Here is a 13,450-nt window from a genome sequence, read left to right as displayed (position 1 = left end):
CTAACTTTTTCCAATTAATAGCGATAATATACCTGCAGCAATCAGAGGACCAACTGGAATGCCTTTGAAAAATGCAACACCAATGAGCGTGCCAATAATTAAGCCATTAATAATGGTAGGATGTGCACCAATGAGCGATATACCACGCGTGCCAAGCCACGAGACTAAAATACCTACAAAAATAGCCAATATAGATTGCCAAGTGGTAAACGATTTGACTATATCACTAAATTTTAACGACCCATCCGCCAACGGCACCATCATCGCGGCAGTTAAAATAACAATGCCGATAGTTAAGCCATATTTATTTAAAAACGGGAAATAAGTGTCAAGTGGCGTTAATTTAAACAGCAACAATAACAATACGGCAAATGTCACTGTGTTATTATGGGTTAAATAACACAGTGCTGCTAACCCCAAAAGAAGGAAAAAAGAGATATCAAACTGCGCAAACATTACAAACAAACACCAATGCGTTTTGCCACTTCTTCATAAGCTTCAATCACACCACCTAAACCTTGGCGAAAGCGATCTTTATCCATTTTTTTAAGTGTGGACTTTTCCCACAGGCGACAACCATCAGGCGAAAACTCGTCGCCTAAAGTGATTTCACCTTTAAATAAACCAAATTCGAGTTTGTAATCGACTAATATCAGCCCTGCTTTATCAAATAGATCCGTCAAAATGGCATTGATTTTAAAGCTGAGTTCTTTCATTTTGGCTAGTTGATCATCGCTAGCCCAACCAAAAGCTTTACAGTGCGAATCGTTAACCATTGGATCGTGCAATGCATCATTTTTTAGAAATAATTCAAACGTAGGAGGATTTAAGACTTGACCTTCTTCAACCCCTAGACGTTTAACTAAAGATCCCGCTGCGCGATTGCGCACTACGCATTCAACAGGAATCATTTGCAGCTTTTTGACAAGCACTTCATTGTCAGATAATAAGGCTTCAACCTGAGTTGGAATACCCGCTTCGTGCAATTTAGTCATAATAAAATAGTTAAATTTATTATTCACCATGCCTTTACGATCTAACTGCTCAATGCGTAAACCATCAAATGCCGAGGTATCATTGCGAAACTCAAGAATTAATAAATCGGGATTTTCGGTGGTATATACCGTTTTTGCTTTACCACGATAAAGCTCAGCCAACTTTTTCATGTTTATAACCTTAATATCAATTGCCAATAAATAATTAAGGAGCTCTGCGCTCCTTAAATTCCAAACTTATTCTTGATTTGTACCGCTCACGGCTGTTGCAGGTTTCTTACTTTCATTGTCTTTTTCAGCATCATTGTTTTGTGCTTTTGGTGGCACAACTCGCACTGAATCAGGCGCAACATCATCCATTATGTCATTAAACAAACCAACAACATAACGTTGGACTTCGATCGGTTGCGACATCAAATCATCAGAACCACGATTTAACGAAGTTATTGAAATGGCGATAGTTTCGGTATCGCCTAATAATTGTCGCTTAATTGAATAAGTAGCTTGAACTGCTTGATCTTCGTCAGCACGTGGCATAAAGGCATTACCTGTTTTAATAGAATTATTGTCACGGTTAACAATAGAGATATTTTTCTTGCTTAAGCTATCAGGGATTCGCTCCCACACATGGCTACTTAATGGCACATTAAAAGTGACCGCACCATTGTTATAAATCGCAAATGCGTCTTGAATAGTTGGAATTGGTAAACTTGGCGGCCTAATATCTAGCTGTTTGCCTAAATCACCATGAAATTCGGATTTATCAATATAAAAGTCACCACTTTCAGCCGGCACCTTAACGCCTTTAGGAATGACTAACGGTTTTAAAGTGGGTGATTTAAGGTAATCTTCATTACCTTCGACTTCGCGCTTAAAATTTTGATCGCTACCACAACCGACAAGAAATAAAGAAGCCAAAACGGTTAAAACAGCCGTTTTTTTAATAACATTGCTTTTAAATATGGTTTTGTTCAATGTTTTATTCAATGTATTATTTAACATAGATATCTGCTTTTTAATTAAAGGTTATAAAAAATAATTACAGTAAATTTGCCTCTTTTAATGCTTGCTCAACGGCAGGAATCGACGAGGTACTTAGCTCAACCAATGGCAATCGAATAGTTGCGCTTTGCATTAAACCTAATCTTGCGCACGCCCATTTGGCTGGCGTTGGGTTGGGTTCGATAAATAAATTATGGTGTAAAGCCATTAAAGTGTCGTTTAAGGTGCGGGCTTCTTGAATTTGGTTATTAGCAGCAAGCTGACACACAGTAGCAACGGCTTTAGCCGCAACATTAGCTGTCACCGAAATTACACCATCACCCCCTAAAATCATAAAGTCTAAAAAGGTTGAATCATCGCCACTCAATAATTTAAAATCAGAACCAACCAGTTTGCGCGTTGGGTAAACTCTTGAAAGGTCGCCAGTTGCATCTTTTAGAGCGACAATATTTTTGATTTTAGCTAAACGACCCACGGTTTCGGGTTTAATATCACTACTAGTGCGCCCCGGCACGTTATATAAAATCTGCGGTAGCGCAGTGCTTTCGGCAATGGCTTTAAAGTGTTGATAAATACCTTCTTGAGTTGGTTTGTTATAATAAGGAGCAACCGTTAAACAACCTGCAACACCGATATGTTCAACTCGGCTGGTTAATTCAATGGCCTCTTTTGTTGCGTTTGCACCAGTGCCGGCAATAATGGCAATACGTCCATCGGCATAGTCGATAGTTCGTTTAATCACATCAATATGCTCATGGTGATCAAGCGTAGCCGATTCGCCCGTTGTTCCCACCGAAACGATACCCGATGTTCCATTGGCAATATGATATTCGACCAATTTTTTTAAGCTTACGTGGTCAACGTTTCCTTTCGTATCCATGGGAGTAACAAGTGCGACCAGACTTCCTGTAAACATAAAATGACCTCTCATATAATCGGTTTATAACATTAGGTAAAGAATAAAAAATCTGCGAATAAGTATGCGATATTTCTAAGGTAAATTCAACTTTTGTTATGCAGGATTATCAATATCAACAAAAATAACCTCAATACCATAACAACTCGCTAACCATTCGCCCAATTTTCTAATACCATAACGCTCGGTGGCATGATGCCCAGCGGCATAAAAATTAATGCCATATTCGCGTGCAAGGTGGATAGTACGTTCCGACACTTCACCCGTAAAAAATGCATCTGCGCCCATTTGTGCCGCTTGTTCAATATAATCTTGCCCACCGCCACTACACCACGCAATATGATTAATCATTTCAGGCGCATTATCACCACAAAATAGTACTTGCCGTTTGTTATTGTGTAACACTTGTTCAAGCTGAAGTTTAAATTGCAAAGCAGTCAGTGGCGAGCGTAATGTACCAGTAAAAAGCAGATCGGTGATATCGTTGCGTTTATCGACCGAAATACCTAACAAATTAGCCAGTTCGATATTATTGCCAAAAATGGGATGACCATCTAATGGCAAGTGATAACCATATAAATTAATATCGTTAGTTAATAGCGTTTTTAGCCGTTGGTATTTAATGCCGGTGATGGTTTGTACTTCGTTCTTCCAAAAATAGCCATGATGTACAAGCACCGCATCGGCTTGCAGTTCGACCGCTTTATCTAACAATAACTGGCAAGCGGTAACGCCTGTCACAATTTTATTGATATGCGCACGCCCCTGCACTTGCAATCCATTTGGTGCATAATCACGATAGCGGGTAATTTGCAGTTCGTTGTTAATAATCTTTTCTAACTCAAAGTTTTGCATTGATTACTCTGTTTTAATATTGTTTAATGATGATTGATAATTATAATCATTTTAATCAATAATGGCATCTAATCGTTCGCTTTAATGTAGCTTAAATGTGATTGGCGCAAAGCTTGCTAGAATGACACCTAATAAAAATAAACGCATGGAATGCAAACTCTCAACACCAATGCTAGGCGAACCGCTTAAAAGCTGGCATAATAGCCCTTTTTTGATAGATAAGATAAATTAACGTGCCAAACGCCAAATTATGTGAACGCTTTCGTGGATTTTATCCGGTTGTAATTGATATTGAAACATCAGGATTCGATCCAAAACTCAACGCTATTTTAGAAATCGCCGCTATCACCTTAAAAATGACGCCTGATGGCTGGTTAGAACCTGATCAATCCTTACAATTTAATGTCAATCCGTTTAATGATGCAATTTTAGAACCCACCGCACTTGCTTTTAACGGTATTGACCCTGATAATCCACTGCGCGCTGCCGTGGACGAAAAGCACGCCTTAGACGAAATTTTCAAAATGGTTAGATCAGGCATAAAAGCCAGCGACTGCACGCGCGCAGTGATAGTTGCACATAATGCGCACTTTGATCATAGTTTTTTAATGGCAGCGGCTGAACGCTCAGGCATCAAGCGTAACCCTTTCCATCCTTTTGCCACCTTTGATACAGCATCGCTCAGTGGTCTGGTTTTTGGGCAAACAGTGCTAGCAAAAGCCTGTCAAGTGGCACAAATTACATTCGATCACAAACAAGCCCACAGTGCACTATATGATACACAAAAAACCGCCATACTCTTTTGTAAAATTGTTAATCGACTTAAATCGCTTGGGGGGTGGCCTTTAGCGCCTATGAATAGTGAAACAGAAACACAACAATACGATAACAATATTCAATAAACTAAAAACGAATAAACATACAAAAACAATTGAAAATTAATTTACTCGTTATATAACTACCATAAAAAAGCGCGCTCAACTTGCGCGCTTAATTCATCGTTTAATTAAGACTTATGCTTTTCGGCAGTTTGCTTAATAAGCGTTTGCAGTTCACCAGCTTGAAACATTTCTAACATAATATCACAGCCACCTACTAATTCGCCTTCCACCCATAATTGTGGAAACGTAGGCCAATTTGCAAATTTAGGCAATTCAGCACGAATATCAGGATTTTGCAAAATATCAACATAAGCAAACGGCTCACCACATTGCGATAAAACCTGTACCGCTTGAGCCGAAAAACCACAACTTGGTAATTTTGGCGACCCTTTCATATATAAAATAATCGGGTTTTCGGCAATTTGTTTTTTGATTTTATCGAGTGTTGTCATTTCGACTGTCATGCGATTTCCTTGGTCATTCATTGTAATAATAGAAGCTATTTTAACGCACAATAGGGTTTGTTCCTACTGCTATCTTATAACCAATTTGCTTAATGGTGGTTTTTAGAGCGAATTGTGGAGGCGTTGTTTTTGTAAAAAATAATTAAAATAAAAAAATAATAAAATCAATCTAATTCCTGACGTTTTGTTGCTGAAATAAGTGGGGTTTATTGGATTTACCTTTGCGAGGTACTTCTTTGTCGGCTCTGCCCCCTGCTTACGCAGAAGGCGCTTTTTTTAATTCGTTATCCTCAAATTCACCTACGCCTCAAGGATTAAGTCCTAAATGCTAAGGAACTATACAAATTCCACTCGAGACGAAACTTGGATAAGTACTACGCACGGCGCCGTTAATTGAGTTTACACCGAATGAAGCTTCACCTGTCCAGTAGTTTCCGAAGCTGTTAAAGCTTGCACCAACGTAATTAGCCAGCAACCCCCATTCTGCGAAGAATCCTCCCCCAATTCGACGCTGGTAATGATTACCTGTTGATGATGGCGTAGCGCCGACGGCTCCTTCACATTGTCGGCCTGAGTTCAAACCCAAGCATACCGCATTAGTCAGGTCCTTTACCTGTGGCATACGATACCCTAAACCATTACACCAATCTGCTTGGTAAAAAGAGTAATCCCCTTTATCTCCACGGTGAACGAACCACTTTTGTAATACAAATCCATATTTTACTATCTCATTACCGCCACTATCTCTCCCCACTAATTCGAATGTCTGCGGTAACCTTGGCACAGAGATCCGACTTGGATGAGGATTGTACCATTGAGCTCTAGCCTCTGGCCCCTTCAGAGAAACACGCGTTACCATGCCACGAAACCATCTATCGTTTGATCTTGTCCTTTTTACGGTAACAGTTATTCCCTCATGTGTGACTGGCTCCCATGTCAATTGATCTGGATCAACCCCCTCTATTTCTAAATCAAAATATAATCCATCAGCACCCGTGGTTGGGAAATTAAGAGCGTATGATGTGGGATCTGATTGAGTGATGAGAAATCCTCCATTTGGGTTCCATATGTCAGCAGGACCGGCGTATTCATCTGTGCCCCAATCCTTATTCGGCCTTGCGAAGCTGATGGCTACCGGTGGTTCCGATGGCAATATTATGGCATCACTACGATTATCCCCTCGACCATTTTTATAGGTTAATGCCGGTAATCGTAATGAATACGGCAATAGCAACAACAGTGCCAGCAATAATGAAAATTTTGGAAATATTTTTGATGATAATTTTGGAAATAACGTTGAGAATGTAAACGAGGCGAATTTTAAAACTTGTCTAATAGGTTCATTTGATAAGTTTAAGACATAGGTTTGCCAGTGTTTGGTGTTTAAAATGATAATGCATTACTTCTCCTTTGTCAAGTATTTTCTTGATTTATTTGATATTTTTAACTAGATCACTTATTAAATAAACTGATTAATTAAATTATAGCCACAAAAAAGTGCTTGGCTAGTTTTTTTGCGGATTTTTAGTAAGGAAATGTAAATAACTGAACGGTTCGGCCTTGGAATGGTAGAGATTATTCAATCAAAATAATCGATTGTATTTTGATCGTTTTAACTTTTTGGTGGAATAAATAGCATCTGTAGCAACATCCGAGATGGATTGCGAATTTTTATCTAATAATCTTGTAACTTTCTAAACCACCTATACGGTAGTAAACTAAAAGCCAACATACTATAAAACTTGTTGGAAAAAAGACAAACAAGATTTTGATATTAAAAACCTTTTTTTATAAGTTGTTTTTAATTTATTGTTTCTATTTATTGATAAAAAAATGGTTAGCGCTGTTTTAAGTTTTCGAATAATGCGTCAATTTGGTCGTAAAAAGTCAGTTAGCATGTTGATTTTTTTATTTGTGATGTTTAGAAAAAACCATTAAGAAAATCAGTAAGATCTTCGCCCTATTTATTCGCAAGTGATTGGAATAGTTTTAAGATTAAATCCAGCCTCTTTATATAACTTATACCTTGCCCTTGCAAGTGGCTTTAGCTGTTCATCAACTGGCACAAAATCGATAATATCACGATAAACACCAGCAAATTCGGGAAATTGCTCTTGCAAATTAATCAGCAACTGGCGAGAACCACTGCTGCGTTTTTCTGGCCAGCAGATTTCAATAGGGGATCCTCCTTTCATACCTTCACCAGCTAAATTGTGTGGTACAAAATTGGTGGTGTCAAGTTGCCAAAGGTATTCATCTATTCGCTCAGCTTGAGCCTGATCTTGGCAAGCAACTAGCACGCGCTGTTTGGCGTGCCAAGCTTCAACTATCTTTTGGCATGCTAGCTTTTCATAAAATAGCATGCCCAATTCGTTGGCTTCTGTTTTATTTTCAAGTAAATAGAAGATCACTTTTTTCATAAAATCTTAGCTCAATTTATTGATCTTGTAGATATTGAATCAACATGGCAACTGGGCGACCTGTTGCACCTTTTTGCCCACCAGACTTCCATGCAGTGCCGGCAATATCTAAATGTGCCCATTGATATTTTTCAGTAAAGCGTGATAAGAAGCAAGCAGCGGTAATGGTGCCACCATCACGTCCACCTGCATTGACAATATCAGCACAAGTTGATTTGATCTGTTCTTGGAACTCACTATCAATAGGTAGTGCCCATGCCTTGTCGCCCGCTTTGTTGGATGATGCTACCAATTGCGCAATTAGCTTGTCGTTGTTACCCATTATCCCTGTATAGTGATGTCCCAACGCAACGATACAAGCACCTGTTAAGGTGGCAATATCAATAACGATTTTTGGATTGTAACGTTCAACATAAGTTAACGCATCACACAATACTAAGCGCCCTTCAGCATCGGTGTTAATCACTTCAACCGTAGTGCCTGACATGGTGGTGAGTATGTCTCCGGGGCGATAGCTGTTGCCATCAGGCATGTTTTCACAGCCGGCCATGATACCAACCACGTTAATAGGTAATTTAAGTTCAGCGACAGCCTGCATAACGCCATAAACAGTTGCAGCGCCACACATGTCGTATTTCATTTCGTCCATACCGGCAGATGGTTTAATAGATATGCCCCCTGAATCAAACGTTAGCCCTTTGCCAACTAAGACATAGGGCTGGGCTTTTTTATCTTTAGCGCCTTGATATTCCATCACGGTCATGATTGATTCATTTTGCGATCCACGTCCGACGGCTAAATAGGCGTTCATGTTTAATTTTGCTAGTTCGTTTTCGCCAAGGCAGGTGACTTTTAATGATGAGTGTAATTTGCCAAGCTGTTTGCCTTGCTCGGCTAAGTATTTGGCATTACAAACATTTGATGGCATATTGGCAATTGTTTTTGTTGTCGCAATAGCATTTGCAATAATTTGGCCTTGAAACAAGTTATCAGTTATTGCTGATAATGCTTTTTTGTCGTGAGTTAATAATGTGATTTTAGTTAGACTTGGTGCTGGGGTTTTCGTGGTTTTAAATTCATCAAATCGATAAGTTATGTCGCTCACAATTTTCGGTAGTTGTTTGGCAAATTCAAGGCTATTTACTTCATTGAACGCAAATAAATCCCATACGATATTGTTAATTTTTTTAGCAAGCAGTTCTTTAACTACCGCTTGAATGACTTTTTTGGCTTGAGTTAAGTCAAACGCTTTGGCTCTGCCACATCCAACAAATAAGATCTTTTGTTTTAAGCTGTTACTGTTTGGATATAACAAAGTGGTTTGGCCTAGTTCACCACTTATGTCGCCTGATTTGATAAGCTCACTAACTAAGCCATTGGTTGATTTATCGATATCTTTAACAAAATCAGACTGGTTTTTTCCTGAATCAATTGAAATAACTAAACACTCTGTTTTTTGTTTGGTTATAATAGCGCTGTTTTTTATTTGAAATTCCATAATGCTTCTCGTTTGTGAATGGGTAGAGATTATTAATATTCTATCGGTTCATTGTTGGATAGCAACAAAAAGATAACTAAAACTAAACAAATCAGATTATAATAGTCTGATTTTGTGCCAACATATATAGGTAAAATGTGATAATTCGTCGATATTTAGTTAAAGAGACATTGAAAACTCAAGGGGCAATATTGTTTATTTTGTTGCTAATTTTCTTTTCTCAAAAATTAATTCGAATTTTGTCGAGCGCCATTGATGGTTCGATCCCCCGTGATTTAATTATGCCGTTGTTAGTTTTGGGTGTGTCGAATATGGCTGATCTCATTTTACCGCTGAGCCTTTTTCTTGGTATATTAGTTACCTTTGGGCGCCTTTATTCTGACAGCGAAATGGTGGCAATGCATGCTTGCGGGGTTAAGAAGAATTTGACGTATCAAGTGGTGCTTTTTCTTTGTATTTTAACTTGCATACTAACGGCACTCAATTCGCTTTGGTTTGGTCCTTGGACTAGCGTTAAGCAAGATCAGCTACTTGCCAATGCGAAAATAAACCCTAGTTTAGCGGGATTGTTAGCTGGGCAATTTCAACAAACACCTGATGGTAATTCGGTGATTTATATTGGTAATGTGGATAATAATAATTTAGAAAATGTGTTTATTGCTCAAATCAATCCAAAAACCAATCAACGCCCTTCCATTATTATTGCTAATAAGGGAAAGACTGGACATGATGATGAAGGTAATCAAATCATCACCCTTGAAAAGGCCAATCGTTATGAAGGCACAGCACAATTAAAGGATTTTCGAATTTCACACTTTAATAATTATTTAGGCATAATAAAACCCAAAGTGTTGTCGACCGATGAGGATACAGATAAAACTGATGTTCAACAATTAGGATTATTTGAGCTGGCAAGCACCAATACACCTAAAGCCAATGCTGAATTTTATTGGCGAATAACCTTGATTATTTCAGTGCCATTAATGGCATTTTTAGTGATTCCACTGAGCGTATCTAACCCACGCCAAGGACGACTTGCACAAGTTTTACCGGCTTTACTGCTGTATTTGGTTTACTTTTTGTCGGCCAGTTCGATTAAAGCCAATGCAGGTAAAAGCCGCTTAGATCCCGAATTATGGTTTTATATTTTGAATTTAGGGTATTTTGTGTTAGCGCTAATTTTGAATTGTTGGGATAACTTATTTATGCGTAAACTTCGCTTAAAATATGCGGCATCTTAAGGAGAAAAGCGTGTTTTCGATTTTAGATCGTTATATTGGAAAAACTATATTAAGTACCATCGGTATTAGCCTTTTTTTACTTATTAGTTTGTCAGGTATTATCCGTTTTATTGATCAACTGCGAAAAATTAAAGTTGATTATGATGCGTTTTCTGTGGGTATTTATACCCTGTTAATGGTGCCAAAAGATTTGGAAGTGTTCTTTCCTATGGCCGCATTGTTAGGTGCGTTAATTGGTTTGGGTTTGCTGGCATCACGCAGTGAGCTCATTATAATGGAAACTTCCGGCTTTAGCCGTTTTAAAATTGCATTTGCAGTGATGAAAACAGCCTTACCGCTGGTGTTAATTACCATGGCGATTGGTGAATGGGTTGCGCCAGTTAGCGAACAAACTGCACGCAATATGCGTTCTGAAAAACTTTATGGTAATTCGTTAATGGCCGAACAAGGTAGCCTTTGGGCTAAAGATGGTAATGATTATGTATTTATTGGACATGTAAATAACGATAATTCGATTTCAAATATTTCTATCTATTCGGTCGATGACAATAAGCTACTATCCATTACCCACGCCGCCTATGGTGTTTATGAAAACGATAGTTGGACTTTGTCGCAAGTCGAAAAAAATGAGCTAACGGTACAAAACAAAGTTGTGGGAGTCAATATGGTCTCCATCCCTTGGAAAACGAATATTACCCCCGATAAATTAAGTATTGTAGCATTTGACCCGGATTCATTATCGGCCTCTGGGCTTTATCAATATTCACAATACCTTAAAAGCTCAGGGCAAGATACCAAGTATTACGATTTACTATTTTGGAAAAAGATTATCAAGCCAGTTTCGGTGGCGGTGATGATGTTGTTAGCTTTGTCATTTATCTTTGGTCCGTTACGTAGCGTGTCAATGGGGATTCGCGTGGTGATAGGCATCAGCTTTGGCTTTTTGTTTTATATTGCCGATAATTTATTTGCTCAAGTAAGTATTGTCATGGGTATTTACCCTATTATTGGATCACTTATCACCAGTTTTGTGTTTTTGTTGATTAGTTATATCTTGTTTAAACGAAAGAACTGAGATAAGCGGGTTAGTATATAGATCCTATCATCCATATAGATGATAGGTTTTTTTATTTTGTTACTTTTATTCTGTCCGTATTTATTCTTTATCAAATAGTTTTAAATACTGACCATAACCGGCATCTTCAAGTTCATCTTTTGGTATAAACCGTAAAGATGCTGAGTTGATGCAATAACGCAATCCCCCTAAGGCTTTTGGTCCATCATTAAAAACATGGCCAAGATGAGAGTCAGCATTTGCAGATCGCACCTCGGTACGTCGCATACCAAAACTGGTATCCTTTTTTTCAATAATATTGCCCTTTTCTATTGGTTTGGAAAAGCTAGGCCAGCCACAGCCCGAATCAAATTTATCTAACGAAGTAAATAGTGGTTCGCCAGATACGATATCAACATATAGCCCTTCTTGCTGATTGGCATAAAATTCGTTTTCAAATGGAGGTTCTGTCCCATTTTTTTGGGTAACATGATATTGCATAGGTGTTAATATGGACAGTGCTTTTTCTTTCATTGTTTTATTCATAAGTCACCTTCGTTATTTAATGTTGTTTGTTTTAATTAATGGTGATTAATCACGGCTTAACATAGATTGCAATACTTTATCTTTAATCCAAAAATAATGATATAAGGCACCAACTATATGTAAAATAAGTAACATAGCTAATAAATATGAGCTAACTTTATGGACAGTATGAAAAAAATGATAATACATGTTCGGCATATCAAGCGCAGGAATAGATAAGATGCCAAATACATTTAGAGAATGACTACTCATTAAATATCCAGAGGTCGGTACTACCAGTAATAAAATATAAATAAATCCTTGTACCGATTTTGATAATGCGCGTTGTAACTTTTGCTCTTTTGGTAAGACATCAGGTACACCTTCTTTTTTAATCACAGCAAAGCGCCATAATGTGATTACAAAAATCACTAAGCCAAAAGATTTGTGCAATATATAAAGGGTAAACATGCCCCCCACATAGTGTGATAATGTCACGTTAAATGTCACCAATAAAAATGCTAATACAATAAGTATCATTGTTAGCCAATGGATCCATTTTTGTTTGATACTGTATTGTGGGTAGTTTTGCATCATTCGTTCATCCTTTATTTGATTTTTGCCAATGTCTAGCCAAAAAGTCAGATCGCCCTGATAATTGGTAATATTGATTATAGTGTTGAGGCTGTTTGGTGTAATAACTTTGGTGATAACCCTCAGCTGGATAAAAAGCCACCGCAGGCTCTATCGCAACACCAATTGGCTTATTAAATCGTCCACTTTCTTGCAAGGTTTGTTTAGACACTAATGCTTGTTTATGCTGAAATTCGTTATGGTAAAAAATCGCTGGACGATAAGAACTGCCCCGATCAGCAAATTGACCTTGAGAATCGGTTGGATCAATTTGTTGCCAAAAGATATCTAAAAGCTTTTTATAACTAATTAGTTTGGGATCAAACGTGATTTGAACCGCTTCGGTATGTCCTGTTGTGCCCGAACAGACTTGTTGGTAGGTTGGGTTTGCAACATGTCCACCAGTATACCCTGAAATAACATTGATCACCCCCTCATACTGATCAAAGGGTTTTACCATACACCAAAAACAACCGCCGGCAAATGTTGCTTGTTCATATTGCTGCATAAAAACCTCCGTATTTTGATAATGTTAAATTAAATACACGAATGCTTACCCTGTAACAATATAATCAATAACGTCATTTTTTGATTATTTATTAGCTATATTACTTGAAATAATTAAAAAAAACACTATGTCATCAACATACTATTTCAGTTATAGGAGCTTCCTTTTATGGCGAGTGGATGGGCATCTGACGATGCCGTTAATCAACAAATCGAAGGAACAATTGCCGATGCTATCGAAAACGCAAGAAGGCAACTTAATCACGGTACTACTAGCGCTGATTTTTGTATTGCATGTGGGGAACCTATTGCAGAAGCAAGAAAAGCAGCATTATCCGGAGTGCAATATTGTCTGCCTTGCCAACAAGAAATCGATAAACAATTGGCTAAAGTATCAAGCCTATATAATCGCCGAGGCAGTAAAGACAGCCAATTGCGCTAGTTAGAAGATAGTTATAG

General features: G+C 38.0%; 16 protein-coding genes. 4 read left to right on the top strand and 12 right to left on the bottom strand.

Features of this window, described 5'->3' with window-relative positions; genetic code table 11:
- The 5 genes from ACYIAM_RS06650 to ACYIAM_RS06630 all read right to left on the bottom strand — a co-directional run bounded on the left by ACYIAM_RS06650 (window position 1) and on the right by ACYIAM_RS06630 (window position 3,768).
- The gene (locus ACYIAM_RS06650) at window positions 1-456 is read right to left on the bottom strand and encodes a DUF441 domain-containing protein (protein WP_483747694.1); all 456 of its coding nucleotides are present in this window, start codon (window positions 454-456) and stop codon (window positions 1-3) included.
- Window positions 456-1,166, bottom strand: a complete 711-nt coding sequence (gene purC, locus ACYIAM_RS06645; RefSeq protein WP_483747693.1) for a phosphoribosylaminoimidazolesuccinocarboxamide synthase — start codon at window positions 1,164-1,166, stop codon at window positions 456-458. Before purC ends, ACYIAM_RS06650 begins: the two co-directional genes overlap by 1 nt.
- Before the next feature lie 66 nt (window positions 1,167-1,232).
- Window positions 1,233-1,997: an outer membrane protein assembly factor BamC gene (bamC, locus tag ACYIAM_RS06640; RefSeq protein ID WP_160431396.1), complete on the bottom strand. Its 765-nt coding sequence runs from the start codon at window positions 1,995-1,997 to the stop codon at window positions 1,233-1,235.
- 37 nt (window positions 1,998-2,034) lie between these two features.
- A complete protein-coding gene (gene dapA / locus ACYIAM_RS06635; protein ID WP_160431397.1) occupies window positions 2,035-2,913 on the bottom strand; it encodes a 4-hydroxy-tetrahydrodipicolinate synthase in 879 nt (292 codons plus the stop codon).
- A 96-nt stretch (window positions 2,914-3,009) separates the two neighbouring features.
- Window positions 3,010-3,768: a Nif3-like dinuclear metal center hexameric protein gene (locus tag ACYIAM_RS06630; protein WP_483747692.1), complete on the bottom strand. Its 759-nt coding sequence runs from the start codon at window positions 3,766-3,768 to the stop codon at window positions 3,010-3,012.
- A gap of 227 nt (window positions 3,769-3,995) precedes the next feature.
- Here ACYIAM_RS06630 and rnt point away from each other — a divergent pair, with 227 nt between their 5' ends.
- Window positions 3,996-4,670 carry a ribonuclease T gene (gene rnt, locus ACYIAM_RS06625; RefSeq protein ID WP_483747725.1) on the top strand — a complete coding sequence of 225 codons (675 nt, stop codon included), beginning with the start codon at window positions 3,996-3,998 and terminating at the stop codon, window positions 4,668-4,670.
- Window positions 4,671-4,774: 104 nt separating this feature from the next.
- Here the strand turns inward: rnt and ACYIAM_RS06620 are convergent, their stop codons facing one another.
- The 4 genes from ACYIAM_RS06620 to ACYIAM_RS06605 form a co-directional block, all read right to left on the bottom strand.
- Window positions 4,775-5,101 carry a Grx4 family monothiol glutaredoxin gene (locus ACYIAM_RS06620; protein ID WP_065638199.1) on the bottom strand — a complete coding sequence of 109 codons (327 nt, stop codon included), beginning with the start codon at window positions 5,099-5,101 and terminating at the stop codon, window positions 4,775-4,777.
- Window positions 5,102-5,441: 340 nt separating this feature from the next.
- Window positions 5,442-6,341 carry a hypothetical protein gene (locus ACYIAM_RS06615; RefSeq protein WP_483747691.1) on the bottom strand — a complete coding sequence of 300 codons (900 nt, stop codon included), beginning with the start codon at window positions 6,339-6,341 and terminating at the stop codon, window positions 5,442-5,444.
- A gap of 736 nt (window positions 6,342-7,077) precedes the next feature.
- On the bottom strand, window positions 7,078-7,533 hold the full coding sequence (locus tag ACYIAM_RS06610) for a DNA polymerase III subunit chi (protein WP_483747690.1): 456 nt from the start codon (window positions 7,531-7,533) through the stop codon (window positions 7,078-7,080).
- A gap of 16 nt (window positions 7,534-7,549) precedes the next feature.
- Window positions 7,550-9,031: a leucyl aminopeptidase gene (locus tag ACYIAM_RS06605; protein ID WP_483747689.1), complete on the bottom strand. Its 1,482-nt coding sequence runs from the start codon at window positions 9,029-9,031 to the stop codon at window positions 7,550-7,552.
- A 137-nt stretch (window positions 9,032-9,168) separates the two neighbouring features.
- On the opposite strand from ACYIAM_RS06605, the gene lptF reads away from it, so the two are divergent.
- Both lptF and lptG read left to right on the top strand, forming a co-directional pair.
- Window positions 9,169-10,272: an LPS export ABC transporter permease LptF gene (lptF, locus tag ACYIAM_RS06600; RefSeq protein WP_483747688.1), complete on the top strand. Its 1,104-nt coding sequence runs from the start codon at window positions 9,169-9,171 to the stop codon at window positions 10,270-10,272.
- Window positions 10,273-10,282: 10 nt separating this feature from the next.
- Window positions 10,283-11,347 carry an LPS export ABC transporter permease LptG gene (lptG, locus tag ACYIAM_RS06595; protein WP_483747687.1) on the top strand — a complete coding sequence of 355 codons (1,065 nt, stop codon included), beginning with the start codon at window positions 10,283-10,285 and terminating at the stop codon, window positions 11,345-11,347.
- Window positions 11,348-11,428: 81 nt separating this feature from the next.
- On the opposite strand, the gene msrB is transcribed toward lptG, so the two are convergent.
- From msrB to msrA, 3 genes are read right to left on the bottom strand one after another with little or no spacing between them, the layout of a single operon-like run.
- Complete coding sequence (gene msrB, locus ACYIAM_RS06590; RefSeq protein ID WP_160432199.1) at window positions 11,429-11,860, bottom strand: peptide-methionine (R)-S-oxide reductase MsrB; 432 nt, start codon at window positions 11,858-11,860, stop codon at window positions 11,429-11,431.
- Window positions 11,861-11,917: 57 nt separating this feature from the next.
- Window positions 11,918-12,448, bottom strand: a complete 531-nt coding sequence (locus tag ACYIAM_RS06585) for a cytochrome b (RefSeq protein ID WP_483747686.1) — start codon at window positions 12,446-12,448, stop codon at window positions 11,918-11,920.
- A gap of 4 nt (window positions 12,449-12,452) precedes the next feature.
- Window positions 12,453-12,992: a peptide-methionine (S)-S-oxide reductase MsrA gene (gene msrA / locus ACYIAM_RS06580; RefSeq protein WP_483747685.1), complete on the bottom strand. Its 540-nt coding sequence runs from the start codon at window positions 12,990-12,992 to the stop codon at window positions 12,453-12,455.
- 168 nt (window positions 12,993-13,160) lie between these two features.
- Between msrA and ACYIAM_RS06575 the strand changes: the two genes are divergently transcribed.
- Window positions 13,161-13,433, top strand: coding sequence for a DksA/TraR family C4-type zinc finger protein (locus ACYIAM_RS06575; protein ID WP_483747684.1), 273 nt, complete (start codon window positions 13,161-13,163; stop codon window positions 13,431-13,433).
- Window positions 13,434-13,450 lie beyond the last annotated feature (17 nt).

It is taken from the genome of Gilliamella sp. X-60, assembly GCF_057063585.1.
This window is presented reverse-complemented; position numbering and strand designations above follow the sequence as displayed.